This window comes from Celeribacter naphthalenivorans, from assembly GCF_020524585.1.
Lineage (GTDB): Bacteria > Pseudomonadota > Alphaproteobacteria > Rhodobacterales > Rhodobacteraceae > Celeribacter > Celeribacter naphthalenivorans.
Genome location: NZ_JAIVLK010000003.1, coordinates 108,683 through 135,104, shown reverse-complemented (window position 1 = coordinate 135,104; position 26,422 = coordinate 108,683). Strand labels below are relative to the sequence as shown.

Here is a 26,422-nt window from a genome sequence, read left to right as displayed (position 1 = left end):
CGAAACCACCATGTCGCAGCGCCTGATCTCAGGCTCCGCACATCCGGATCTCTTTGCAGACTATCAGCAAAGCCCGGATGTGGCCGACGAGCTTTTTGATGCCACGGGCCAGATGCGGCCCGTCTGGCGGCGATTTGTCGATCGGTTCTCGCGGCTCTCGCCCGAAGAAATTCGTGCGCGGTTCGAGCGCGGCGATCAGTATTTGCGCGATGCGGGGGTCTTTTACCGGCAATATTCCAACGATCCGCTGACCGAACGCGCCTGGCCGCTGAGCCATATCCCGGTGATCCTGCATGAGCTGGAATGGGAGCACATCTGTGCTGGCCTGTCCCAACGCGCGGATCTTTTGGAGCGCGTCATGGCCGATCTCTACGGCCCTGCGCAATTGGTCAGTGACGGACATTTGCCCGCAGACCTGATCGCCCGCTCGCCGCAATGGCTGCGCCCGATGGTGGGGGTTCAGCCGAAGGGCGGGCATTACCTGCATTTTCTGGCCTTCGAGATCGGGCGCTCCCCGGATGGCTCGTGGTTCGTTCTAGGCGACCGGACGCAGGCGCCCTCGGGGGCGGGATTTGCGCTTGAGAACCGGATGGCGACGGGGCGGATTTTCCCCGAACGTTTCCCGCGCGCACATATCCACAAACTCGCAGGCTTCTTCAGCGCGTTTCGGGATTCGATGGAGGATTTGGCGACGTCGTCCTTCAAACATCCGCGCGTCGCCGGGATCATGACGCCGGGGCCGTCGAACGACACCTATTACGAACACACCTACATCGCGCGCTACCTTGGCATGATGCTGCTCGAAGGCGAGGACATCGTGGTCGAAAATGGCGAAGCCATGGTGCGCACCATCGAGGGGCTGAGGCCTCTGGGCATGCTGTGGCGTCGGATCGATGCGAGCTTTGCCGATCCTCTGGAATTCAATGCGCGGTCGCAGCTCGGCACACCCGGCCTGATGGAGGCGGTGCGGACGGGGCATCTGGCGATGGCCAACGCGCTTGGATCAGGCGTGTTGGAAATGCGCGCGATGATGGCCTTTCTGCCGCGGATCAGCGAGGTGCTGTTGGGCGAGCGGCTCAAGCTGCCGAACATCGCGACATGGTGGTGCGGTGGCGCGACGGAGCGCGCGTATGTGCATGACAACGCGCAGAACATGCTGATCAGCCCGGCGCATGCGGTGGACTTGCCTTTCGATCTCGGGGCGACCACGGCGCTGGGCGGGGAGTTCCGTGGTACGGCCATGCGTTCGATTGCGGATTGGTTGGACCGCGAGGGCGACAAGCTGGTGGGGCAAGAGGCGGTGACGCTTTCGACGACGCCGGCATGGGAGGAGAATTCGGACGGGGGCGGCACCTTGGTGCCCCGCCCGATGACGGTGCGGGTCTTCGCCGCGCGCACGCCCTCTGGCTGGCAATTCATGAAAGGCGGCTATGCCCGGATCGGCCGTTCTGGAGACGCCACAGCGCTTGCGATGCAGCGCGGCGGCTCAGTGGCCGATGTGTGGGTCGTGTCCGACCGGCCCCTGCCAAAAACCGGACCGCGACAAGAGGAGAGCGTGTCCTATCTGCGGACAAGCCCCGGCCTTTTGCCATCGCGTGCGGCGGACAATCTCTATTGGCTCGGCCGCTATGTGGAGCGGTTCGAGGACGCGGCGCGTCTGGTGCGGGCCTATCACCTGCGGCTGGCGGCGACGGACAACCGCAACGATCCGCGCCTCAAAGCGCTGCGCGATTACCTTGCTGGCTTTGGCATCGACCTGAAACAAACCCTGCCCGAGGCGCTCATCGAGCGGATCATCGCGGCACGCGGCTGTGCCACCAAGGTGCGCGACCGGTTTTCCTCGGACGGCCTGTCGGCGCTCAACGATCTCTTGCAAACCGCGATGCGGATGACAGCGACGGCGCAGCCGGGGGATGATTGCGCGCGGGCGACCTCCGTGTTGATCCGCAAGATTGCGGGCATCACCGGGCTTGTGCATGAGAACATGTATCGCTTTGCCGGTTGGCGATTTCTGAGCCTCGGGCGGGCCTTGGAGCGCGCCGATGCCATGGCCGCCCTGCTCGCGCAATTCGCCGATGCCAAGGCCCCCGAAGGGTCGCTCGATTTGGCGGTCGAAGTGGGCGATTCGATCATCACCCATCAACGCCGCTACCGCGTGGAAACCAGCCGCAATGCCGTGGTCGATCTTTTGGCGTTGGATGCCGACAACCCGCGCGCGATTCTGTTCCTGATCCGCGAGATGCGCAAACATGCCGAGGCCCTGCCGCAGGCGGAGCTCCATGGTCGTCCGTCGGAGTTGCTGCGCGCGATCCTGCCTTTGGAGGCGCGGCTGACCTGTGCCCGGCCCGAAGAGGTGACGACGGCGTATCTCATGGGCGTGCGGGCCGATCTGGCGAAGGTGTCGGATCTGGTCTCGACGATCTATCTGAGGTGAGCGATGCTGTATGAGATCAGCCTGACCATCGATTATAGCTATGATGCGGCCTCGGATCGGACGCGCAATATCCTGCGGCTTTTGCCGTCGAATGTCGCGGGGGTACAGCAGGTGCGTCAGCGGTTGTTGACGATTCTGCCGAGGCCTGATGAGCGCCGGGATGGCTGGGATTTTTTCGGCAATGAGATGAGTATGGTCGCCTGGCATCATCCGATTGATGCCATCTCGATGCAGCTCACCGCCCAGATCGAGCGCTTTGAACCTGCTTCGCTGTTCGACCTCTCGCCGCCTCTAGAAGAGTTGCGGGCCGAAATTCTCGCGCTGAAATCCTTGGCGCCGGACGCGCCGCATCATTTCCTCGCCGCCTCCCCGCGCGTGGCTCTGTCGCCGAAGATCACCGACTATGGCTGGGACTGTCTCAAAGACGCGGGCGAGGGGGTGACGGCGCTCAAAGCCGTCGAAGCGGTCGGTCGTGCGCTCAATCGCGACATGAGTTTCGACCCGGAAGCCACGGATGTCGACACGCCGCCCGAGGTGGCGTTCGAGAACCGGCACGGGGTCTGTCAGGATTTCGCCCATATCATGATCGCAGCACTTCGCGGCATCGGCATTCCGGCGGGCTATGTCTCGGGCTTTTTGCGCACCTTCCCGCCGCTGGGGCAGCCTCGGTTGGAGGGTGCGGATGCGATGCATGCCTGGGTCCGGGCCTGGGTCGGTAAACAGGTGGGCTGGATTGAATTCGACCCGACGAACGATCAGTTCGCCGGGACGGATTATATCACCATAGGTCATGGCCGGGATTACGGCGATGTCGCGCCAGTCAAAGGCGCCGTGCGCTCGGCCGGTGGGCACAGCACCCAACAGGCCGTCGACGTCATCCCGCTCGAAGACGCACCCGCTTAAGTCATGATTTAAACGGAGGCGATCAGCGCCTCGATATGCGCCGGACCCGTCGGGCGGATGCGGTTGGGGTTCAAGGCCTTGATCGAGTAATAGCCCCGCGTAATATGGTCCATGTTCACCGTTTCGGCCACACCCGGAAGGCGATAGATGCGCTCCATATAGGCCGTCAGACGCGGGTAATCCTTGATCTGTTTCAGGTTACATTTGAACACGCCGTGATAGGCGGCATCAAAGCGGATCAGCGTCACGAAGGTGCGAATGTCGGTTTCCGTGATCCGGTCGCCAAAGAGGTAATCGCCGGTCAAACGGGTCTCCAAATCCTCCAGCATCTCGAACACGCCCGCGACGGCCTCGTCATAGGCCTCTTGCGAGGTGGCAAAGCCGGCCTTGTAGACGCCGTTGTTCAGCTTGTCGTAGATCACCGGGTTGAGCGCATCTATGTCTGCCGCCAGATCGTCGGGGTAGAGCCGCAGATCAGAGGGCACGAGGTGCTCGAACGCCGTGTCGAACATGCGCACGATGTCGGCGCTCTCGTTGTTGACGATGGTGTTCGTCTTGGTGTCCCACAAAACCGGCACCGTGGCGCGGCCCGACACATGCGGATCGGCGCGGGTGTACAATTCGTGGATATAGGTGGCGCCGAACAACGGGTCCTCGTCGGCCCCGTCATAGCCACCGAATTGCCAACCCTGATCGGTCATCGTCGGGTTGACCACGGTCACGGAGATGTAGTCTTCGAGACCTTTCAATTTGCGCGCGATCAGCGTGCGCGAGGCCCAGGGGCAGATGAAAGCGACGTAAAGCCGATAGCGCCCGGCTTCCGCCTTATATCCGCCTTCCCCGGTCGGCCCCGCAGAGCCGTCCGGGGTGATCCAGTTGCGAAAGCTCGACACTTGCCGAACGAAACGGCCTTTGGCGTCGGATTTTTGTACCGGGTCCCAGCTTTTGGACCATGTTCCGTCAACAAGCATGTCAAACTCCTTAGTAGTAGATAAAGCTGCGCATGGAGACCGAGCCGATGTCGATCGAGTCGTTCATGAACAACAATTCGTCTTTCGCATCCGACGCGCCCGCGATGGTCAGCGCCGGAAGGTAGTGATCCACCGAAGGGTGCGCCATTTTCAACAGGTTGCCGAGACCGGCACGATCCGTGATGGTTTTGTGGTCACGCGCCTGAAGGCGGTCGGTGAACAGCCCATCGAAATCCAGCGCCCAGTCGTAGGGCGTCGAGCCATAGCGCATGGCGCGCAGGTTGTGCACGATGTTGCCCGAGCCGAGGATCAAGACGCCCCGGTTGCGCAGATCGGCCAGCGCCTGCCCGATTTCGAGGTGATGTTCGAGATCCTTGGTCATGTCGATCGACAGCTGGAACACCGGCACATCCGCATCCGGGTAGAGGAATTTCAGCACCGACCAGGCACCGTGATCCAGACCCCAGGTGTCATCGCCTTCGGCGTGGTGGCTGGCCAAAAGGCTGATCACCTCCTGAGCCACCTCAGGTGCGCCGGGGGCGGGGTATTGCTGGGCGAACAATTCGTCCGGGAAGCCGTAGAAATCGTGAATCGTCTTCGGCATTTTCGAAACGTTCACCAAGGTCGAGCCACGGGTCATCCAATGCGCGGAGACCACGAGAATGGCCTGCGGCTGGGGCAGGGACTCGCCCAGTTTCTTCCAGCTGCGGGAATAGTCGTTGTCCTCGATGGCGTTCATCGGGCTGCCGTGGCCCAGAAAGACCACCGGCATCCGGTCGGAAGATTTGAGGCTGTCTTTGAGCCGTTGAAGTTGCTGTGCAATGCTCATGGCCGTCTCCTTTCAGAGGCTGATGTCTTAGAGTAGGGGGCGAGGCCGCGCCGGGAAAGACGCGGCTCTCACACAGTCTTTGTGTTTATTTGCGTTTGAGCGGGTAAAGCGCATAGGCGCCGTCCCCAAGCAGAGCCAAAGCGGCCTGCACCAGTGCCCACATCGCCGGGTATTCCCAGCCGCCGCCTGTGTTGGCAAAGCCAAAGCCGTTGCCCCAATGGGCAAAGATCACGGCGCCCAGAAGCGGAAAGATGAGGGCCGCGGACACAAGCCGCGTCGCGATGCCGAGGATCAGGGCAAGACCGCCCGCGATCTCTGCGATCATGGTCAGGATACCGAGCCACCCGGGCAGGCCGAGGCTTTCGAAAAAGCCAGCGGTGCCTGCGGGGGTGAAGACGAAGAATTTCGTCAGCCCGTGGCTCAGAAACAGCGCGCCCGTGGTCAGGCGCAGAAGCAGGGCAGCGTAGGGAGCGGTTTTCTGGTCGATCATCAGTTCTTCCTTTGTGTGGCCTGCCCCTGGTCCGAGGGCAGGTCCGGTTGTGGCGTCCCGGCCTGTGCCGCTTTTGCTGACGCGCTGTGTTTTGCGTTGATCCAAAGATGCCTCTTGCGGCTCAGGAATAAAATGGCGAAGATGTAGAATGACTTTACCCATTTTGTTCCTAATTGAGGCGAAGCAGCAGAGATGGATCTGATCGACGGATTGCGGGCCTTTGTGGCGACTGCGGAAACCGGCTCCTTCACGGGGGCGGCCGAACGGCTTGGTATGTCCAATCGCCTGACTTCGAAATATGTCGCGGAACTTGAAGAACGGCTTGGCGTCCGCCTGTTGCAGCGCACCACACGCAGGGTTGGGCTAACCGCTTCCGGCGAGGACCTTTTGGCCCGCGCGCCCGCTTTGCTCGACGAGATGGACGATATGCTGAGCGCCGTCACCGAAGACACGCGGGGCTATTCCGGTACGCTGCGCATCTCGGCGCCTGTGACCTTTGGCGAGGTCTATGTGAAGGACTTGCTCAGCCGTTTCGCCGCGCCGCATCCTGATCTGGTGCTGGATTTGCGGCTGAGCGACGCCTTTGTCGACCTCGCCTCCGAGGGCATCGATCTGGCCTTTCGCATCGGCACGCCGGACGTCTCCGCGCTCAAGTCCCGCAAAATCGGCGAGCTGCAATCTCTTGTGGTCGCCTCGCCCGAGTATCTCGCTGGGCATGAGGTGCCGACGCACCCGAACGATCTGCAAAACCACATCTGCATCATCGACAGCAACCGGCGGAACCCGTCGCGTTGGGGCTTTGTCCATGAGGGGCGCGAAGTGACCGTGCAGGTGCCCTCGCGCTTTACCGTCAACAGCGCCCGTGTGACCCGCGATCTGGCGCGGCGGGGCGAGGGTATCGCCTTTTGCCCGCCGTTCATCTTGGGCGACGATCTGGAGGCCGGGCGGCTGGTGCAGCTTTTGCCGGAGTTCAAAGGCGCCACCCATCCGATCAGCATCGTCTATCTCGAAGGCCGCACCTTACCGCGCAAAGTCCGCGCTTTGATCGATTTCGCCGTGCAAGACTACCGGGAGAGGGCGAAATCGTGACAAAACCCGGTGCAACTTGACCTGAGCCAAGGTCGAGAAGCGCGCGGGTCCTATAGTGACTCCCGGACAGCGCCCGCAAACTCGGGCGCTTGCAACAGATCGGGAGACAGATGTCATGAAAACCGTCACCATTCTCGGGCCGTCACAATCCGGCAAATCCTCCCTCGCTGCGGCGCTCGCCGGGCTGGATGCAGGCACGTCCCAAAGCCTGCGCCTGTTCGGCGAAACCGCAGTGATCCGGTTCAATTATCTCGATCAGGACTGGGCGATGCTCGATTGTCCGGGTGGCGCCGAGGGCCTCGCGCAGGCCGGCTCTGCGCTGGCCGTCAGTGACGCCGCCGTGCTCTGTGTCCCCGCCGAAGCCGAGGCCGCCGTTCTTGCCGCGCCTTACCTGCGGCTCTTGGAGGCCTCCGGCCTGCCGACGATGATTTTTATCAACAAGATCGACGCCGCCACCGACCGCACCGCAGAGATCGCCGCCGCTCTGCAAACCTATTCCGCGCACGGGATTGTGCTGCGCGAGGTGCCGATCCGGGAAGGCGGCGAGATCACCGGCATGGTCGATCTGATTTCCGAACGTGCCTGGGCCTTTAAAGAGGGCGAACGCTCCGCTCTGGTCGAAATGCCCGACAGCGCCCGCGCCCGTGAGGCCGAGGCCCGCACCGAGCTTTTGGAACATCTCTCCGATTTCGACGATCACCTGTTGGAGGAATTGATCGAAGATCAAAAACCGATGTCCGATGAGCTCTACGATGTCGCCACCAAGGTGCTGCAACATCACGACCTCATCCCGGCTTTCCTCGGCTCTGCGGTGAAGGCGAACGGTCTGACGCGTCTGATGAAAAGCCTGCGCCACGAGGTGCCGGGCGTTGAAGCACTCACGGACCGCTTTGGCGAAACACCCGTGGCCGTCGGCATCTTTGCGGATCAGATCAAACACCTTGGCAAGACGGTGCTGATCCGGGCTGTGGGGCAAACTCTCAAACCCGGTGCTGACCTGATGGGCGCGGCGATTGGCTCGCTGGTCGACATCGACACGAAAACCCCCGTCGCGGAACTGGCGCCGGGTGAGGTCGCCCTGACGGTCAAAACCGATCACCTCGCGCTGCGTGCGCCGATCTATGGCGCGGATGGCGCGATTGATACGCCCGATTGGGCCGTGCCGCACAAGCCGAAAAACCGTGTGCTCTTGAGCCCCGAAAACGAACGCGACGAAGCGCGGTTGTCCACCGCGCTGGGCAAGCTGGCGGAGATTGATCCGGGGCTGGCAGTCATGCAGGACGCAGTTTCCGGCAAAACCATCCTCGCCACCCAAGGCCAGCTGCATGAACGTCGCGTGGTCGACAAGCTCACCGAGGTTTTCGGTGTCGCGGTGGCAACACAACCGATCCCGCCCGCCCTGCGTGAGACGATCCAGACCGCGGGCGGCACGCATTATCGTCACCGCAAACAATCCGGCGGCGCAGGCCAATTTGCCGATGTGGTGATCGAGGTCGCGCCTCTGGCCCGTGGCGCAGGGTTTGTCTTCGAGGAGGTCGTCAAAGGCGGCGCTGTGCCGCGCAATTACATGTCGGCGGTCGAGGCAGGCGTGCGTGACGCGCTTTCCGAGGGGCCGAATGGATTGCCGGTCGTGGACGTCAAAGTGACGCTCACAGATGGCAAACACCACGCGGTCGACAGCTCTGACTATGCCTTCCGCACGGCGGCCAAGGCGGCGGTGCGCGAGGCTCTGGCGGGCTGCAAACCCGTCGTGCTGCAACCCATCGACAAGATCGCGATCCATGTGCCGAGCGTCTATTCCGGCGGACTGATGCCGCTGATCACCGGGCTCAAGGGGCAGGTTCTGGGCTTTGAGGCCCACCCCGAGGCTTCCGGCTGGGATGTCTTTAACGCGCTCTTGCCCGCGACCGCCGAGGCGGAACTGTTCCGGGCTTTGGGTGGTGCGACACGGGGCACGGCTTGGTATGAAGCCGAGCTTGATCACTATGAGGAAACCTTTGAACCTGTGGCGCAATTGCTGGCCGTGGAATGATTACAGACTGACAAACGTGGACTTCGAAAGATGCCGTTGGGTCATCCGCACGGCGGCATTTTGACATCTGGTCGCGACGGAAAGCCGGTTTACATCCGTATCACATGTCTGATCGCTGATGTTGTCGGGCCGTTCGGGCCGTGAAAGGATTTCCATGAAAACGCCGTTTCGTCTTTTAGGCTTCGCTCTTGTTGTCGTGGCCGGATTGGTCGGCTGGTCGCAATTTTCCGGCGAGGATGATACGGTCATTCCGCAAACCGCACGCGCGACACGCGGGACGGTGCAGGAAACCGTGCTGGCCTCCGGCGTGATCGAGGCCAGCCAATTGGTCAGCGTCGGCGCGCGCACCTCTGGTCAGATCGAGGAGCTGGCCGTGAACTTGGGGGACGCGGTGGCCGCAGGCGATTTGATCGCGCAGATCGACAGCGAAGATCAGCAAAACGAGCTTTTGCAGGCGCAGGCCGATCTTGCCAATATCGAGGCGCAGATTGCCGCGAAACGCGCCAATATCAAACAGGCGGAACTGAGCCTCACACGGGTCACCAGCCTGCATGCGCAAAACTACGCCTCGCAAGAGGATGTCGAGGCGGCCGAGGCGACGCTTGAGGTCTACACCGCTGAACTCGATGCCCTGAACGCGCAGAAATCCAGTGCCGAGGTCAAGGTCTCCACCGCCCAGATCGCGCTCGATCGCACGAAAGTCACCGCGCCCATCGCCGGGACGGTGGTGGCCGTGGTGGTGGACGCGGGTCAGACGGTGAACGCCAGCATGGATGCGCCGACCATCGTCAAACTCGCCAATCTCGACAAGATGATCGTCAAAGCGGAGATCTCCGAGGCCGACGTGGTGCATGTCGCGCCGGGGCAAAATGTGCGGTTTTCCATTCTGGGGGAACCGGACAAGGCGTTTGAGGCCACCGTGCGCGACATCGAGCCGGCGCCCTCCGAGATCGAAGACAGCGACACGATCAGCACGGATGAGGCGATTTACTACAATGGGCGGCTTGAGGTCGAGAACCCCGACCATCTGTTGCGCATCGGCATGACGACCGAGGTGTCCATCGTGTTGGACGAGGCGGTCGATGTGTTGACCGTTCCGTCGTCGGCGCTCAGCAGCACGCCTGAGGGCTATTATATGGTCGAGATTTACGATGAGGGCGACAAGACGCGCGAGGCCCGTCAGGTCGAGGTCGGTCTGAACAACAAGGTCACGGCTGAGATCGTTTCTGGTCTCAACGAAGGCGATCTGGTGGTCACCGGCGGGGCCGTCTCCGTGAACACCTCCGGCAACACCCGCATGGGTCCGGGAAGGATGTTCTAAGATGACAGAGCCGCTTATTTCCGCCCGTGGCATCAGCCGATCCTTTCAGGCGGGTGACGAAACCATCACTGTCTTGCGTGACGTCGACATCGACATCTATCCCGGCGAAATGGTCGCCATCATCGGCACCTCCGGCTCCGGTAAATCGACGCTGATGAACATCCTCGGCTGCCTCGATCGCGCCAGTGCCGGGCAGTATGCATTCAACGGTAAGGATGTGAGCGATCTGAGCCCCGATGAGTTGGCGCAGCTCCGGCGCGAGCATTTCGGGTTCATCTTTCAGCGCTATCAATTGCTTTCCGATCTCGACGCGGTCGGCAATGTCGAGGTGCCCGCGATCTACGCTGGCGCCAGTCGCGCTGCGCGCCGTGATCACGCCAAAGCGCTCTTGGAACAATTGGGCCTCGACACCCGTCTCGATCACCGGCCTTCCGAATTGTCGGGCGGTCAGCAACAGCGGGTCTCGGTTGCGCGCGCCTTGATGAACGGTGGCGAGGTGATCCTCGCGGATGAACCCACCGGCGCGCTCGATACCAAAAGCGGCGAAGACCTGATCAATCTGCTTTTGGAGCTGAACGCCAAAGGCCACACCATCGTCATGGTGACCCACGACCCGAATGTCGCGGCGCATGCGCATCGGATTGTCGAGATCAGCGACGGTCGGATCATTTCCGACACGCGCAAGGAGGACACCGCCGCGCCAACCGCCCAATGGTCACGCCAGAGCGCGGATCATGGCGGTTTCGGTGCCGGTCTGCGGCGGTTGGTCGAGGCGTTCAATATTTCGCTCAAGGCCATGCTGGCCCATCGCACGCGGTCTTTCCTGACCATGCTCGGCATCATCATCGGCATCGCCTCCGTGGTGCTGGTCGTGGCTTTGGGCAATGGCTCGCAGGAGCAGGTTCTGGAAAACATCTCGTCCTTGGGCACCAACACGATCACGGTGCGGGCGGGGTCGGGCTTTGGCTCCCGCGATCAGGGAAGGATCGAAACACTCGTGCCGTCGGATGCGGCGGCTCTGGCGCTTTTGGATCTGGCCGACAGCGTGTCGCCTGCCGTGTCCTCCTCGGCCACCGTGCGCTATCGCAACATCGAGGCTTCCGCGTCGATCAATGGGGTGTCGGGCGATTATTTTCAGGTGCATTCCTATGAAACCGTCTCTGGCTCCGTGTTCTCCACGGAGGATGTCGACAGCTATGCCCAAGTCGCGGTGATCGACGCTGACACGCAGGAGACTTTCTTTGGCGCGAATTCCGATCCCTTGGGCGAGGTGCTGCTTTTGGGCCATGTGCCCGTGCGGATCATCGGCATTGTGCAATCGACCGGCGCCACATTCGGGCCTTCGTCGCTCAACGTCTGGGTGCCCTATACCACGTCGATGGCGCGGGTCTCCGGTCAGAACAATCTCAACAGCATCGGCGTGCGCGTGGCGGATGATTACGACATGACGCTGGCCGAGGCGGAGATTTCCGCGCTCTTGATGTCGCGCCACGGGACCAAGGATTTCTTTCTGTCGAATACCGACACGATCCGCGAAACCATCACCTCGACCACGGAGACGCTGACCTATCTGGTGGCGATGATCGCGGTGATTTCGCTGGTCGTCGGAGGCATCGGGGTGATGAACATCATGCTGGTCTCCGTCACCGAGCGGACCAAGGAAATCGGCGTGCGCATCGCCATCGGGGCGCGGCGGTCCGACATCGTCAGCCAGTTCCTGATCGAGGCAGTGATGGTCTGTTTCGTCGGCGGCATTTTGGGCATCCTCGCTGCGCTGACGGGCGGCTATCTGATCGAGGAATTCGCCTCCAGCATAAGGCTCAGTTTTTCGACCACTGCAATTGTCGTGGCCTTCCTGTCTTCGACCCTCATCGGCATCACTTTTGGGTTCCTTCCGGCGCGCAATGCGGCACGGCTCGATCCGGTCGTGGCGCTCAGTCGAGAATGAGGGGGAGATAACTTGACTAAAAGACTAGGATAATTTATCCGGGGCCAAACGCCAGCTGAATGGATCAGCCAGCTACACGCATTGTATGGTGACTGACATGGATGATTCGGCTCTCTTCTCAACTCTGTTCGATTTTCTCGCCCAAGGTGGCCCGTCGATTTGGGCCATTGCGGCGCTGTCGGTGATCACCCTTGCGTTGATCCTCTGGAAGGTCTGGGACCTGGCCTATCTGGGCGCATGGCGCAGCCGGGCGGTCAGCGAACGCGCCTTGACGCTTTGGGCGGACGGCGACAGCGCTTCCGCGCGCGAGGTGTTGGCCGGACGCAAGGGCCTGCGCTCGCGGTTCCTGCGCGAGGCCTTTGAAGCGCATGAAAACGCCGCCTTTGACGATGCCGCAGCAGAGGCTGAGACCACGCGTCTCGCCAAGAAGGACTTGGAGCGCACGCGCACTGGCTTGCGTCCGCTTGAATTGATCGCCACGATTGCCCCGCTTTTGGGTCTGTTGGGCACCGTTTTGGGCATGATCTCCGCCTTCCAAACCCTGCAGGAAGCCGGTGCGAAGGCTGACCCGGCGATGCTCGCAGGCGGCATTTGGGAAGCACTTTTGACCACCGCTGCCGGTATGGCTGTCGCCATCCCCGCCTCCATCGCCTTCACCGGTTTCGAGGCCGTGGCCGACCGCCTGCGTCACGAATTGGAAGACATGGCGACCCGCGTGTTCCTGCGCTCCCGTGCGCCGAAGGACACCCGCCTGAGCGTCGCTCAAGCGGCGGAGTGAACCATGGATTTCGGCGCACCCCGGCGCAAACACCGGATGTCGCTCACGCCGATGATCGACGTCGTGTTCCTGCTTTTGGTCTTTTTCATGCTGGCCTCGCAATTCGGCACGCCCGCGCAACTGTCGCTAAGTTTGGGCGGCGGCGCGTCGAGCGGCTACACAGGCCCCGCGCGTTTGATCCGCGTGGACGATGAGGCCCTACAGCTCAACGGCACGGCACGCAGCGAAGAAGACATCCTCGCCGCTTTGCCCGGATTGATGGACGGCCCCGAAGACATGATCATCCTGCGCGCCGACGAAGAGGTGCCGCTGCAACGGGTGATCGAGGTGATGGAATGGCTCGGCACTGAGGGCTACAGCAACCTCGTGCTGGTGGAGTGAGCAATATGGATTTTTCCAACAAGCCCCGCCAAGCGCCTGCCGAGAGCGTTGTTCCGATGATCAACGTGGTCTTTCTTTTGCTGATCTTTTTCCTGATGACCGCCCAGATCGCGCCACCTGCGCCCATCGAGGTCGAACTGCCCGACGCGGGTGTCGAAGCCGAGGTCGAGGCCGCTTTGCCGCTGTTCCTCGGGCGCGATGGTCTATTGGCGTTTCAAGAGGCGCAGGGCACGGAAGAGGCGCTCCATGCCTTGGAAATCGAGCGCGTGAAGCTCTGTGCCGATGGCGGCTGTGACGGCAGCGCGGGGCCAAGCATTGCTCTTCATGCGGACCGCGAGGTGCCCGCCAAAGATGTCGCGGCGCTTTTGCCGAAACTCTCGGCGCTCGGCTTTTCGCAGGTTGAACTGGTCACCAGCCAAGGGGGAGGCGCCTGATGAAACGACTTCTCACAGGAACCGTATTTGTGGGGCTGGCCGTGGGGGCGCATTTGGCCGTGGCGGCCGTCAGCCTTGCGGACAATTCCACAGGGGCCGAGGCGGCTGGTGCGGGTGGCGAGGCGCATCTGACGCTTCAGGCCTCTGATGTGGCTTTGGCGGCGATGGTGGAGCGGTGGGAACAACCTATCGAGCAGCCCGTCGAACAGCTCGACATGCCGCGTCCCGAGGCGCCGGTGATGCCGGAGCAACCCCAATTGGACCTGCCGGAAATCGACCTGGCCCCGTCGCAAAAGGCACTGCCGCTGCCGATGCAGCCACAGCAGACGACAGAGAGCTTTGCCGAGCCTGAGGTGCCGACCACGCCACCGCCGCCGAAACCGCCAGAACCTCCGAAACCGGCTGAGCCGCCCAAGGCCCAGCCCGCAGAGACAACCCAGCAGGCGCGCGCAGGCAGCGAGCGCACGAGCAACGCGACCCGTGCCGCGGGCAGTGGTGGCGGAGCGCAGGCCGGGCAGGCGCAGAGCGCACAGGCGGCAGGTCTGTCGAAAGCCGCGCGGCAATCGGCGCTGAGCAAATGGCAGTCCGTCGTGCGCTCCCGCATTGAACGCCGAAAACGCGCACCGCGCGGGGGCGGCTCCGGCACCGTGACCTTGTTGATCAAAGTGGCTCATAGCGGGGCCGTGCAAAGCGTCAGCGTTTCGAAAAGCTCGGGCAATGCGGCGTTGGACAATGCGGCCATCGCGGCAGTGCGCAGCGCCAGACTTCCGGCGGCCCCTGCGGAATTGACGGACTCGGTCTTCAATCTCATGTTGCCGATGCGGTTTGACGGCTGAGCCGTCAGGTGAATGTGTCGTTGAAATCTCTGATTTCAGGTTGGTTCTAAACGGGTTAGCATGAGGGGCATGCCGAATTGGGAGTGCCTTTCATGCTTGAGACCCGCCTCGCGTTCCTTGGAGCCTCCGGTCGTATCGGCCGGCTGCTGCGTGGCGCTGAGCCTGCATCGCAAGATCCCCGGATGGTCTGGCAGTTCCGCGATGAGGTCCCTGCGGCGGCGCAAGGTTTCGTCTGGTCCGATTTTGCCTATCCCGCGCCCCTCATCGCGGCGCACCGAAAGGTGCCCTTTCGCGCGGTCTTGGTCTTTAGCGGTGCGGCGCAGGCGGGGGATAAGCGCGACCCTGAGGCGATGCAGGCCAATGTGACCCTTGTCGATCAGGCCATCACGGCGGCCGCGCAGGCGGGTATCCCGCGTGTCCTTGTCGCCTCTTCCTCTGCCGTCTATGGCGCGGGAAAGGGGCGTCCCTTTCGCGAAACCGATCCGCATGACCCGGTCAATGCCTATGGCGCTGCGAAGGTCGCGATGGAGGCGCTTGCTCTGCGACGTGCGGCAGAAGAAGGGCTCGACATTTGCGCGCTTCGGATTGGCAATGTCGCGGGGGCGGATATGTTGATTGGCAATGCCATGGCGCGTGCGGATGGGGATGTGCCTTTGGCGTTGGACGTTTTTCCGGATGGCGCCGGACCGCGACGGTCCTATATCGGGCCTCAAAAATTACTGAATGTTCTCAAAACATTGGCAGATTGTGAGGGGCGTTTGCCCGCCTGTCTCAATCTGGCGGGAACACGTCCCGTCGAGATGAACGCCCTGCTCGAGGCGGCGCAGGTTCCGTGGCAGGCGAGGCCACAGACCGATCCCGGCCATCAGAACATCACGCTCGATTGTACCGCTTTGGCAAAGTTGTGTCCGGGGGTTGACCTCGACGCCTCGTCGGAGGACATCATAGACGACTGGCAAAGCTGTCTGGAACGGAAATGACACTCGGGAAGCGCCTCTTTGATATCTTCTTTGCGTTGCTGATCGGGACGTTTCTTTTGCCGGTGATGATCGTCATTGCCGCGCTTGTGCTGTTGCGCGATGGGCACCCGATCCTGTTTCGATCCGAACGGATGCAGACCCCGGAGCGGGCCTTTCAGTTGATCAAATTTCGCACCATGACGGTGAATGCCGCCGATCATGGCGTGTCTGGCGGCAATAAGGATCACCGAATTACCCGCACCGGTGCCATGCTGCGGCGCACGCGTCTGGATGAGTTGCCACAGCTTTGGAACATCCTGAAAGGCGATATGTCCTTTGTCGGACCGCGTCCGCCTCTTCGCCTTTACGTTGAAAAGTTTCCTGAGGTTTATGTGCCGGTTTTGCGCAGTCGACCGGGCGTGACCGGACTTGCCTCACTGGTTTTTCACGAACATGAGACGCGGCTTTTGGCGCCGTGTCAGAGTGCGGAGGAGACGGATCATGTCTATAGCGTTCACTGTGTGCCCCGAAAAGCACGTCTGGATTTGATCTATCAGGAAAATTCAAATCTTTGTTTTGATATGGGAATTATGCTGAAGACCGTGCTGGGAGCTCTTCGCAAACTGAGAAACTGAGCGTGGTTCTGCCGACTCTCTCTAAACTTTCGTAGAAAGCGAACTCTTTGGCTGGACTTCCCGTTCACGCATATTTTAGGGTTAATGGCGTAAGGGGTGGGATTACACTTTTAGAGCGAGTTGGCTTTGTACAAGAAAATGCTGATCGTTGGGCTGACCTCCTTGCCCTATAAGCTTGTGCGGGCAACGCTTTTGGTTGCGGACGTCGCGATCATCGCCTTGGCCCTGTCCATCACCAATCTTTTCCTGCAAGGCACGAAACTTGTGCAATGGCCGGCTGCAACGCTTTGGGCCTATCCGGTCGTCTTGCTGACGGGGACGGCTCTGGTGTTTGGGCTGCGCTTGCATCGCATCAAACTGGTGATGCTCAATTCGACCGACGTTCTGAATATCGCGCGGGCCAGTTTTGCCTTGGCGGTGACTCTTTTCGTGACCCTTCTGGTGCTTCACGGGGAACAGGTCTTTGAGACGGTTTTGACCTTTGGCACCTTTGCCTTTTCCGGCATGGTCAGCGCGCGCGCCATTGCTGTGGCCGTTCTCGGGCATCTGCGCGAACATATGCGCAAACGGAAAGCCGTCGCGATTTTTGGCGCGGGCGCTGCAGGGGTTCAGCTTGCTTCGGCGCTCAGCCAGAGCGTGGACATGCGCGTCGTGGCGTTTTTTGACGACAATCCGACAATGCACGGCATGGAGATCGGAGGCATTCCGGTGCTTTCGCCCTCGGATTTTGTCGGCGAAGTGTTCCGCAACTCCATTGCCAAATTGATGATCGCGCTGCCGGACACGGCACGACAGCGCCGCAATGCCATCGTCGAGATGTGTGAGCGCACTGAAATCGAAGTACAAATCTTGCCGTCTTTCATCGACCTTCTGGCCGACCGCGGCAGCGCCAGGCTGCGTACTGTGGAGCCGCATGAGGTTCTGGGGCGCGGCAAGGTCGATCTGGAAACCCCCGAGGTCGCCAAAAGCTATGCCGGACGTGTCGTTATGGTCACCGGGGCCGGGGGCTCCATCGGCTCTGAACTCTGTCGACAATTGTTGAACTGCCGACCTGCGAAAATTGTGCTTTTCGAGCATAGCGAATTCAACCTCTACACCGTGGACAACGATCTGCGGGAGTGGGCGGCCCGGCACAATACTCCGATCAAGGCCTGCCTCGGCTCTGTCACCAATGCCAATCGTCTGCGACATGTGATGCGCGGCGAGGGGGTTGAGATCGTCATCCATGCCGCCGCCTACAAACATTTGCCTCTCGTCGAGGGCAACGAAATCGAGGGCGCGCGCAACAATGTCATCGGGACGAAAACGCTTGCCGAGGTTGCGGTAGAAGAGGACATCGAACGCTTTATTCTGGTTTCCACGGATAAGGCCGTGCGTCCCAGCAGCGTGATGGGCGCGACCAAGCGGATCGCGGAACTGGTGATCCAGGACATCCAGACCCGCGCGCCGAACACCAAATTCGCCATGGTCCGTTTCGGCAATGTGTTGGGCTCTTCGGGGTCGGTCTTGCCGCTGTTCCAGTCCCAGATCGAGGCGGGCGGTCCGGTCACCGTGACGCATCCCGATGTGCGCCGCTACTTCATGACCGTGTCCGAGGCCTCTCGTCTGGTGCTTTTGGCCGGGGCCTATGCCGAGGGCGGCGATGTCTTTGTGCTCGACATGGGCGAGCCGCAGAAAATCATGAATCTGGCGCGGAGGCTGATCCAGCTCTCCGGGCGCAGGGTGTTCAACCCCGCGACCGGCGAAGGCGATATCGAGATCCAGATCACCGGCCTGCGCCCCGGCGAGAAGCTGTGCGAAGAACTGTTTGTCACGCTCGACAATCTTCGCAAAACTCCGCATGCCAAAATTCTCCGCGCTGAGGAAGCCATGCTGAGCCAGATCGAAGTTGCTGGAATGCTGCGCGAAATCCAAGCCGCGATTGAGGGTGGCAACGCCGAGATGCTGCGCACGATTGTGACCGATCGACTGGGCGGATACCCGGCGCCGCAAGTGCAGCGCGAGGCATAAGGCCCACAACAGCCGCGCGGCCCGCGATTTCTGGAAATCTGTGTTCAGTTTTCATGTGAAACGCTTTAGTCTGCCTCAAAACAAGAAAGCGGTGGGGAACCGAGCAATGGTAAAGAGGACACGAGCGGCACATCGGGACGCGGCGCAAGGGTTTGGCCTGAGTGTCGTCGTGGTCGGGTCTCTGGCTGTGTTCCATGGTCAGGCTGCCATGGCCCAGAATGCCACGGACACGCATTACGGCTTTTATGGCAACCCCGGCCTGCTCGATATGCCCACGGCCGAAGTGGCGCCGGATGGTCAATTGAGCCTGTCGCACAACCGTTTCGGCCCGATGCGGCGCTCGACGCTGACCTTCCAGATCACGCCGAAACTGAGCGGAAGCTTTAGCTATACCGGCACGGACGATCTGACCGATGAGTTTGACATCTATTGGGACCGGACCTTCGATCTGTCCTATCAGATTGTCGATGAGGGCGCGCTTCGCCCCGCCATCGCCGTGGGTCTGCGCGACTTCATTGGTACGGGTCTTTTGAGCAGCGAATATATCGTTGCGACGAAATCCATCGGCGAGCGGCTGAAAGTCACGGGCGGCCTTGGCTGGGGGCGGTTGGCCTCCGAGAACTCCCTTGGCCTGTCTTTCGGCGAGCGCGACGAAACGGTGGTCGAAACCGGCGGCACGTTGAATTCCGGGCAATGGTTCCGTGGCCCTGTGGGCACCTTTGGCGGCTTGAGCTATGCCCTCACCGACAAGCTGACGCTTTTGGCCGAATATTCCTCTGACGCCTATGTCGCAGAGACCGAGCGCGGCATTCTCGACCATGCCTCGCCCTACAACGTCGGGCTGTCCTACGCGATCCATCCGAATATCTCGATGACCATGGCGTATATGTATGGCGACACCTTCGGCTTCGGCATCAGCGGCCATCTCAATCCGAACAACCCGGCCTATGCGGGCGGGATTGAAACCGCGCCGCTGCCGGTCAAACAACGCCCGAGCCGCTCTGCCGATGCCTTGGGCTGGTCGGGGGCCTGGATCGAGGACGGGCGCGATGCGCCGGGCATTCGCAAGGCGCTTGCCGGGGCGATGGCCAAAGAGGGGCTGACGCTTGAGGCGATGTCCTTGACCGCCACCCGGGCTGAGATCGAATTCCGCAACACCCGTTATCCGGCGCATGCTCAGGCGCTTGGGCGTCTGTCACGGATTGCGACGCGGGCCTTCCCGCCGTCGGTCGAAACCTTTGTCTTCACCGAAGTGGTCCAGGGCATGCCGGTGCAATCCACCGTGATCCCGCGCCGGGCCATCGAACAGCTCGAATTCGAACCCGCCGGCGAAATGCTCGCTGTCACGCAGTTTGTAGATCCGCGCGCTTTGCCCTCTGATCCGATGGTGCGTGCCGAAGGCGTCTATCCGGATTTCAACTGGAGTGTGAGCCCCTATCTGAGCGCCACGCTGTTCGATCCGGATAGCCCGATCCGCGCCGATTTGGGTCTGCGGGGCAATCTGTCCTATGAAGTCGCGCCGGGGCTGTCGCTGACCAGCACCGCGTCGCTGAAACTAACGGGCAACGTTGATGACTTGGAGTCCCACAGCGACGACGATGCCCTGCCGCCAGTGCGTTCGAATGCAGCGCAATATTCCAATCAGTTCCAGCTGAATTCTCTGGCCGCCAACTGGTATGCGCATCCGGCGGAGAATGTGTTCACGCGTGTCTCCGTGGGCTATCTTGAGCGGATGTTCGGCGGTGTCGCTGGTGAGGTGCTTTGGAAAAAGCCGGAAAATGCCTATGCCATCGGGGCCGAGGTGGCCTATGTCCAGCAGCGCGATTACGACGACCTGTTCGGCTTTCAGGACTATGACGTGGTGACTGGCCATGTCTCCGGCTATATGGATTTCGGCAACGGTTTCCACGGCCAACTCGATGTCGGTCGCTATCTGGCCGAGGACTGGGGCGCAACGCTGACGCTCGATCGCGAATTCAACAACGGCTGGCGTGTTGGGGCCTATGCGACACTGACCGATGTGCCTTTTGAGGATTTCGGCGAAGGCTCCTTTGACAAGGGCATCCGGATTTCCATGCCGGTGGATTGGTTCATCGGCACCCCGACCGCAGAGACCCGTGACCTCAATCTCAATTCGCTGTCTCGTGATGGCGGCGCGCGGCTCGATCTCTCCGGTCGCCTCTATGACCGCGTGCGCGATGCGGGTCAGGCCGAGGTCGAGGATCGGTGGGGCCGGTTCTGGAGATGAGAGATATGTTGACTGCCGCGCGTTTGCGCAAAGCTGTTTTGGGGCTTCTGCTGGTGTCGGGGATGGCGCTGTCGGCCTGTGGCAACGATGTCGCCACCGACCGCACAAAGGCAACTCTGGATGAGGTGGGCACGCTGATCAAATCGGCCTTTGGCCGGAACGCCTCCGCCACCGGTCCGGGTGATCCGAATGTCATGATCGCCAATGCGCTCAGAGAATTCGAGGGCGCGCCTCTGATGTTCGTGCTGCGCGAAAAGACCGGCGCCTATGGGATGGCCTCGATCTACGGGCAGAATGCTCGTGTGACGACTTGGGTGACGCGCGATGTCGTGAGTATGAGTCTGGATCGGCCGATGCTGACCGCGACGCGGGGCTTTGGCAACGATCTGATGTCTGTCGAAGATGGCGGCGCCGCCGGGCTGATCGCCGCGCGTCAGGCGGGCACTGTTCAGAAGACCTACCGCTTTCTCGACGGGCAGGATCGCACCAGCCGCTTGATCCTGAGCTGTTCCATCGTTCCGGGCGAAACGCAGACGGTGGAGAGCGGGGTGATTTCGACCTCGACGCGTGTCATGCGGGAAACCTGTCGCAAAGACGCGTTCAAATTCACCAACACCTACTGGATCGACGCGCAGGGCCGTATGGTTCAATCCGTGCAATGGGCCGGTGTCGAGAATGGCCAGCTTGTGTTGCGCCGGGTGAGATGGTGAACGGGACTTCAAAATGAAAACGGCGGCTGATGAGCCGCCGTTTTAAGACATCAGTATGTCAGCCAAGGCTTAGTTTTGCTGCTGGTTGCCGCCGTTGTTGCCACCAGAGGAACTGGTGCCATCAGAGGAACCGGAATCGAGCGCCAGAGCGATCGCAGCCGCGCCGAGCAGAAGCAGGAGCGCGTTGCCGCCCATGGAACCAGCAGAGGAGCTGGAGCCGTCTTGAACAAGGACGGGGGCGTCGATCATCGGCTCTTCATAGCCGCCAGCGAAAGAGGCAGAAGCGGTCGCAAGAGCGAGCGCAGAAGCGAGGACAACTTTTTTCATCTTTAAGTATCTCCATTACGACGATGGACTCGACCTTTCTGGCCAAGTTCACACTCAATCTCGCATATGTGTTTCGGGCTGAAAACCTTTTAAGTTGTATGGGGGGCAATGGCGCAGGGGGTTTTCGATGAAACGTGGCTATTTGGCGTCACATACTGAAGTGTGCAGTCGGTTTCGGCATTTTTTTGCTTATAATGTATGGAAAGATAAGGAATTTTTTCCTCGAAGGCGGGCGCGCACAACACATTCGATGAAGATTCTCCCCCTAAATCAGATGAAAGGGCCCATCGCGTTTCGTGTCTTTCGTCAGCCCCGAGCTTTTAGATTTCTGTCATCGCTTGTCGAAATCGTGCCGCAGGCTTAGATCGATAGAGGTGGTGCGGATCACGAAACTGTGGGCCGCAATATGTGTAAGCGATAAAGAAAACGATAAGGGCGCGCTGTGGTGATCACCTATCTCAAGGGGTTTTCGAAGAAAAAAGACAGCTTCATGTCCTCCGTGGCGCAGCTCGACGGGGGCGCCCGTGTGCTTTGGACGATCCCTTGGTCTTCGCGTGATTTTCCGGAAACATTGGAACGTGTCGAACGCGCGCTGACCGTGGCCAAAAGACAGCCCAAAGGTGCTATGGGACGCGGTCTCAAGCGATTGCTTCTAAGGCTGCAATACAACGGAGCGCGCCGCTATTTCCTGCGTCACCCGGACACGATTGCGATGTGCTGGAACGGTGTCACCGGCTCGCGGCGGCTGTTCATGGAGGGCGCGCGCGATGCGGGCGTGCCGACACTTTTCGCCGAACTGGCGCCCTTTCCGGGCCGGATGCAGTTGGACCACACGGGCGTCAACGCGCTTGGCTCTCTGCCGCGCGATCCACGGTTCTACGCCGCCTGGGCCGCCGGACGCGCGGATCGGCAGGGCGAGGGCTGGCGGGCGTTGGGTGACACGCTGACGGCGCGGGCCTCAAGGCGCTCTGACGTGGGGCAAAAATCCGGTGCGGATTTGGCGCAGGAGAATTTCATCTTCGTGCCGCTGCAAGTGCCCAATGACAGCCAGATCACCCTGTTTTCCGGCTGGGTGCGCTCGGTCGAAAACATGATCGACATGCTGGCTCTGGCGGCGCCCTCTCTGCCCGAGGGCTGGCACATTCGGATCAAGGAACACCCCTCCGCCAAGATTTCTCTGGCCGATGCGCTTACCCGCGCCGTCGAGACCTCTGTCCATCGCATCCGCATCGACAATGACACCGACACCTTTGATCAGGTCCGCGCCAGCCGCGCCGTTCTGACCATCAATTCCTCGGTCGGGCTGCAGGCATTTTTCTACGACAAGCCTGTGATCACTCTGGGCGAGGCCTTCTTTGCCCAGTCGGGGCTCGTGCATGTGGTGGAGGGCATCGACGCGCTGCAAGACACCCTGTCAGAGGCAGAATCGCTCAACTTTGACCCTGCCTTGCGCGCGGCTTTCATGAATTATCTTGATGAGGTGCATTTCCCGAAAGTGTCGATCGGCGAGGATGGCCGTGTCACGGTCGATGAAACTGCCGCAAAGGCGTGCATTCACGCCGCGCGTCAGGCGATCTCACATTAAACGCTTTTCTCCAAAGCCCCTTTCTAGTAAGGGTCCGCGCCAGTCACCCTAAGACTGATGAGGAGACCCAAATGGGCTATAAAGTCGTCGTCGTGGGCGCCACGGGCAATGTGGGCCGCGAAATGCTGAACATCCTCGCTGAACGCGAGTTTCCTGTTGATGAGATCGCCGCACTCGCGTCGCGCAAATCTCTCGGCACCGAAGTGAGCTTTGGCGACAAGACCCTGACCACCAAGGATCTCGATACCTTCGATTTCGCAGGTTGGGACATGGCTCTCTTTGCGGTCGGCTCCGACGCCACGAAAACCTACGCCCCGAAAGCGGCGGCGGCAGGCTGTGTCGTGATCGACAACTCGTCTTTGTATCGCTACGATCCGGAAATCCCGCTGATCGTGCCGGAAGTGAACCCGGACGCGATCGAGATGTATTCCAACAAAAACATCATCGCGAACCCGAACTGTTCCACCGCGCAGATGGTTGTGGCGCTGAAGCCGCTGCATGACCGTGCGAAAATCAAACGCGTCGTCGTCTCTACCTACCAGTCCGTGTCGGGCGCGGGCAAAGAAGGCATCGACGAGCTTTGGGACCAGACCAAGGGCATGTATGTCCCGGGTCAGGAAGTGGCTCCGTCGAAATTCACCAAACAGATCGCCTTCAACGTGATCCCGCATATCGACGTCTTCATGGACTCGGGCGACACGAAAGAAGAGTGGAAGATGATCGCCGAGACGAAGAAGATCGTCGACTCCTCGATCAAGGTCACCGCGACCTGCGTCCGCGTGCCGGTTTTTGTCGGTCACTCCGAGTCGATCAACATCGAATTCGAAGAGTTCCTCGATGAGGACGAAGCCCGCGAAATCCTGCGCACCGCGCCGGGCATTCTCGTGGTCGACAAGCGTGAAAACGGCGGTTACGTGACCCCGGTCGAATGCGTCGGCGACTTCGCGACCTTCATTTCCCGCATCCGTCAGGACGTCACCATCGAGAACGGTCTGAACCTCTGGTGTGTCTCCGACAACCTGCGCAAAGGTGCGGCTCTGAACGCGGTGCAGATCGCGGAACTGCTGGGCCGTCGGGTGCTCAAAAAGGGCTGAGACGCTCAAACAAGCTTACGAAACTCTTAACGAAAGGGCGCTTGCGGGCGCCCTTTTTTGTTGGACGATTCGCCTTTATCGGGCCATGTCGCGGCGAACTGGCCGCTTTGCTGCCGCATTTGCCCAAAAGGGCAGGTCGCAAGAGCCGCGAAACCACGCGAAAAACTTTGATTTTTAAACGTGCAATATCCTGAAATTTAGGGAAATTCCGCGGCCCCCTCAGGGCGCGAGACGGCATTAACTTTAAACTTTATTCATCCGCGCGGCGCAACTGTGGCGCTGCTATGTTTACTCTCGGCCTGACAGCAGAGCCATGCAACGAAGGGGTAGGGTGATGTTTCGAGTGAAAATCGATCTCGGCGCGATGCGTCATCACGACATCAAAACAACGGACGTGGGGGCATCCGAGCGCTCAGCCGACCGTCTGGGGGATTGGGCAGAGGAATTGGCCAAACCCGCGCCACAGCTCACCCGTGAGGATCTGTGCAAGACCTTCCATGAGAAGTTTCAGGACGGCTACCGCCCCGAAACCAAGACTGTGGCCTGACCAGAGGCCGGGGGATCGGCGAGGTTTCGCCGCAGGGGAAGTCAGGGGCAGCCGGGGCCCGAATTCCCCTTGCGCAGGTCGGCCCCGCATTGGACCTTTCCTCCGACCTTTAAGGAGGAAATCATGTTCCCGAATTTTACCACGCGCTCCATTCTGACCCTCACCTGTCTCGCAGGGAGCGCCTTGATCACGCTGCCCGCCTATGCGGAGCGCTTTGAGGCGCGCAGCCTTGTGACCGAGGCGACGCTCTATCCCGCAGGTGCGATGATCACGCGCGATGCGACCGTCTCTCTGCCCGAAGGTCAGCACGAAATCGTCTTTGCCGACATTCCGACCCGTCATTCCTACGAGGAGATTGCGCGGAACATGCAGATCCGTGTCGAAGGGGGCGAGCTTGGCCCAGTGGCTTACGGCCTCGAAGACATCTCCAAGGCGCTGCTCATTCGGTCAGAGGCGGAGAAAGCCGCCTTGGCGCGTGTCGAGAAGCTGGAGGGTGAGATCGACGACCGGCGCGCACAGATTGCGCAGATCGGGTTCGAGGCCGAGGCCGCCAAGGACACGCTCGCTTATCTCGCACGGCTGTCTGACGGAAGCGATGCGGAGCAAAGCGCGGCCACCGCGCGGATGATCCGCGAAGAATCCCTTGCCGCCCGCCTTGCGCAGCAGGACGCGGAGCGTCGCGCCAAGGCCGCAGAAGAGGCCATGGAGGACCTTGAGACAGAGCTGGCGGAGGCCACGAAGGCGCTCGAGCTTTTGGTGCCTTCCGATGAAAACCGCATCTCCATCACCCTGCCGGTGACCATGGAGCAGGCCGGCGATGTCGAGATCAGCTTTACCTACATGTCCAATGAGGCCGCCTGGCAGCCGCGGTACGCTGCACGCCTGAACACGGAGGACAGCACCCTGTCGCTCACGCGTTCGGTCGTCGCCATGCAAGACACCGGCGAGCCTTGGACCGATGTCGCGCTGACCTTTGCCACGGACGATCCGACCCGCCGCAGTTTCCCGAGTGAGGTCTATCCGCTGATCCGCCGTGTCTATGACCCGCGCCCGGTCGAGCCGCTGATGCGGAATATGGCGGATACGGCGATGGTGGAGGGCTATGCCGAGCCGGTGATGGAATCGCCCGCGATGGTGCAGAAGATGAACACCACCCTTTCCGGCCTCAGCCAGACCTATAGCTACCCGACGCCTGCGACGCTCTATTCGGGCGAGGATGCGGTGGAATTCGCTCTGTCCACCGCCGATCTGTCGCCGGAGATTTTCGTGCGCGCCGTGCCGCTGCATGAGGAGGTCGGCTATCTCATGACGCGCTTCACCAATGAGACCGGCGAGATGCTGGTGCCCGGTCCGGTGCAGTTGATCCGCGACGGGGTGAGCATTGGCGAAGCGGCCTTCGATACGTTGGTCGATGGCGCCGAGGCGGAGCTGTCTTTCGGACCGATGGATGGCGTGACCGTCAAGCGTGTTTTGCTGACCGAGAACGAAGGCGACCGAGGGGTAATTTCGAAATCTAACGAAATGGAGACGGAATGGCGGATCGAGGTCGCGAACTTGACGGCACGGAGCTGGCCAATCGAGGTTGTGGACCGCGTCTCCGTGTCTGTGCAGGACGCGTTGAAAGTGGACTGGTCGGCGTCTCCCGAGCCGGATGTTGAGGACATGGATGACCAGCGTGGCGTGCTCGCGTGGCATTTCGACCTTGAGGCGGGCGATAGCCAAGAGATCAGCCTGAGCGAAAACCTGCGCTGGCCGGAAGGCAAGATGCTGCAATGAGCGCGGCCATCTGTCTGCTGTGATGTACACTTTATGCGGGAGTCCGGATCGCATCCGGGCCCCCGCGATTCGGAAATTTTAAGGC

23 protein-coding genes are annotated in these 26,422 nt (G+C 61.0%); 19 read left to right on the top strand and 4 right to left on the bottom strand.

Going from position 1 to position 26,422, the window contains the following annotated elements; all coding sequences use genetic code 11:
• Positions 1-10: 10 nt before the first annotated feature.
• Complete coding sequence (locus LC094_RS07275; protein WP_226551174.1) at positions 11-2,434, top strand: circularly permuted type 2 ATP-grasp protein; 2,424 nt, start codon at positions 11-13, stop codon at positions 2,432-2,434.
• Between the two features lie 3 nt (positions 2,435-2,437).
• On the top strand, positions 2,438-3,337 hold the full coding sequence (locus tag LC094_RS07270) for a transglutaminase family protein (RefSeq protein ID WP_226551173.1): 900 nt from the start codon (positions 2,438-2,440) through the stop codon (positions 3,335-3,337).
• Positions 3,338-3,345: 8 nt separating this feature from the next.
• Here LC094_RS07270 and LC094_RS07265 read toward each other — a convergent pair whose 3' ends face one another.
• From LC094_RS07265 to LC094_RS07255, 3 genes are all read right to left on the bottom strand, one after another.
• The gene (locus LC094_RS07265; protein ID WP_226551172.1) at positions 3,346-4,308 is read right to left on the bottom strand and encodes a glutathione S-transferase family protein; all 963 of its coding nucleotides are present in this window, start codon (positions 4,306-4,308) and stop codon (positions 3,346-3,348) included.
• 10 nt (positions 4,309-4,318) lie between these two features.
• Positions 4,319-5,137: a 4,5-DOPA-extradiol-dioxygenase gene (gene ygiD, locus LC094_RS07260; protein WP_226551171.1), complete on the bottom strand. Its 819-nt coding sequence runs from the start codon at positions 5,135-5,137 to the stop codon at positions 4,319-4,321.
• A gap of 85 nt (positions 5,138-5,222) precedes the next feature.
• On the bottom strand, positions 5,223-5,627 hold the full coding sequence (locus LC094_RS07255; protein WP_226551170.1) for a DoxX family protein: 405 nt from the start codon (positions 5,625-5,627) through the stop codon (positions 5,223-5,225).
• A 192-nt stretch (positions 5,628-5,819) separates the two neighbouring features.
• On the opposite strand from LC094_RS07255, the gene LC094_RS07250 reads away from it, so the two are divergent.
• The 13 genes from LC094_RS07250 (at position 5,820) to LC094_RS07190 (ending at position 21,008) form a co-directional block, all read left to right on the top strand.
• Positions 5,820-6,716: a LysR family transcriptional regulator gene (locus LC094_RS07250; RefSeq protein ID WP_226551169.1), complete on the top strand. Its 897-nt coding sequence runs from the start codon at positions 5,820-5,822 to the stop codon at positions 6,714-6,716.
• A 115-nt stretch (positions 6,717-6,831) separates the two neighbouring features.
• Positions 6,832-8,748, top strand: coding sequence for an elongation factor G (locus LC094_RS07245; RefSeq protein WP_226551167.1), 1,917 nt, complete (start codon positions 6,832-6,834; stop codon positions 8,746-8,748).
• A gap of 154 nt (positions 8,749-8,902) precedes the next feature.
• Positions 8,903-10,069: an efflux RND transporter periplasmic adaptor subunit gene (locus tag LC094_RS07240; protein WP_226551166.1), complete on the top strand. Its 1,167-nt coding sequence runs from the start codon at positions 8,903-8,905 to the stop codon at positions 10,067-10,069.
• A 1-nt stretch (position 10,070) separates the two neighbouring features.
• Complete coding sequence (locus LC094_RS07235; protein WP_226551165.1) at positions 10,071-12,017, top strand: MacB family efflux pump subunit; 1,947 nt, start codon at positions 10,071-10,073, stop codon at positions 12,015-12,017.
• A 97-nt stretch (positions 12,018-12,114) separates the two neighbouring features.
• Positions 12,115-12,795: a MotA/TolQ/ExbB proton channel family protein gene (locus LC094_RS07230; protein ID WP_226551164.1), complete on the top strand. Its 681-nt coding sequence runs from the start codon at positions 12,115-12,117 to the stop codon at positions 12,793-12,795.
• Between the two features lie 3 nt (positions 12,796-12,798).
• Positions 12,799-13,176: an ExbD/TolR family protein gene (locus LC094_RS07225; RefSeq protein ID WP_226551163.1), complete on the top strand. Its 378-nt coding sequence runs from the start codon at positions 12,799-12,801 to the stop codon at positions 13,174-13,176.
• Positions 13,177-13,181: 5 nt separating this feature from the next.
• On the top strand, positions 13,182-13,610 hold the full coding sequence (locus LC094_RS07220) for an ExbD/TolR family protein (protein WP_226551162.1): 429 nt from the start codon (positions 13,182-13,184) through the stop codon (positions 13,608-13,610).
• Positions 13,610-14,446 carry a TonB family protein gene (locus tag LC094_RS21550; RefSeq protein ID WP_264186403.1) on the top strand — a complete coding sequence of 279 codons (837 nt, stop codon included), beginning with the start codon at positions 13,610-13,612 and terminating at the stop codon, positions 14,444-14,446. Before LC094_RS07220 ends, LC094_RS21550 begins: the two co-directional genes overlap by 1 nt.
• A 92-nt stretch (positions 14,447-14,538) precedes the next feature.
• Positions 14,539-15,426, top strand: coding sequence for an NAD-dependent epimerase/dehydratase family protein (locus LC094_RS07210; RefSeq protein WP_226551161.1), 888 nt, complete (start codon positions 14,539-14,541; stop codon positions 15,424-15,426).
• Positions 15,423-16,040, top strand: a complete 618-nt coding sequence (locus LC094_RS07205; RefSeq protein ID WP_226551160.1) for a sugar transferase — start codon at positions 15,423-15,425, stop codon at positions 16,038-16,040. Before LC094_RS07210 ends, LC094_RS07205 begins: the two co-directional genes overlap by 4 nt.
• A gap of 126 nt (positions 16,041-16,166) precedes the next feature.
• Positions 16,167-18,050, top strand: coding sequence for a polysaccharide biosynthesis protein (locus LC094_RS07200; protein ID WP_226551159.1), 1,884 nt, complete (start codon positions 16,167-16,169; stop codon positions 18,048-18,050).
• Positions 18,051-18,156: 106 nt separating this feature from the next.
• Positions 18,157-20,298: a YjbH domain-containing protein gene (locus tag LC094_RS07195; RefSeq protein WP_226551158.1), complete on the top strand. Its 2,142-nt coding sequence runs from the start codon at positions 18,157-18,159 to the stop codon at positions 20,296-20,298.
• Positions 20,299-20,303: 5 nt separating this feature from the next.
• Positions 20,304-21,008, top strand: coding sequence for a YjbF family lipoprotein (locus LC094_RS07190; protein WP_226551157.1), 705 nt, complete (start codon positions 20,304-20,306; stop codon positions 21,006-21,008).
• Between the two features lie 69 nt (positions 21,009-21,077).
• Here the strand turns inward: LC094_RS07190 and LC094_RS07185 are convergent, their stop codons facing one another.
• Positions 21,078-21,335: a hypothetical protein gene (locus LC094_RS07185; RefSeq protein ID WP_226551156.1), complete on the bottom strand. Its 258-nt coding sequence runs from the start codon at positions 21,333-21,335 to the stop codon at positions 21,078-21,080.
• A gap of 445 nt (positions 21,336-21,780) precedes the next feature.
• Here LC094_RS07185 and LC094_RS07180 point away from each other — a divergent pair, with 445 nt between their 5' ends.
• The 4 genes from LC094_RS07180 to LC094_RS07165 all read left to right on the top strand — a co-directional run bounded on the left by LC094_RS07180 (position 21,781) and on the right by LC094_RS07165 (position 26,337).
• Positions 21,781-22,920, top strand: a complete 1,140-nt coding sequence (locus LC094_RS07180; protein ID WP_226551155.1) for a capsular polysaccharide export protein, LipB/KpsS family — start codon at positions 21,781-21,783, stop codon at positions 22,918-22,920.
• A 71-nt stretch (positions 22,921-22,991) separates the two neighbouring features.
• A complete protein-coding gene (locus LC094_RS07175; protein ID WP_226551154.1) occupies positions 22,992-24,014 on the top strand; it encodes an aspartate-semialdehyde dehydrogenase in 1,023 nt (340 codons plus the stop codon).
• Positions 24,015-24,348: 334 nt separating this feature from the next.
• Complete coding sequence (locus LC094_RS07170; RefSeq protein ID WP_226551152.1) at positions 24,349-24,561, top strand: hypothetical protein; 213 nt, start codon at positions 24,349-24,351, stop codon at positions 24,559-24,561.
• Positions 24,562-24,684: 123 nt separating this feature from the next.
• Positions 24,685-26,337 carry a DUF4139 domain-containing protein gene (locus tag LC094_RS07165; protein ID WP_226551151.1) on the top strand — a complete coding sequence of 551 codons (1,653 nt, stop codon included), beginning with the start codon at positions 24,685-24,687 and terminating at the stop codon, positions 26,335-26,337.
• Positions 26,338-26,422 lie beyond the last annotated feature (85 nt).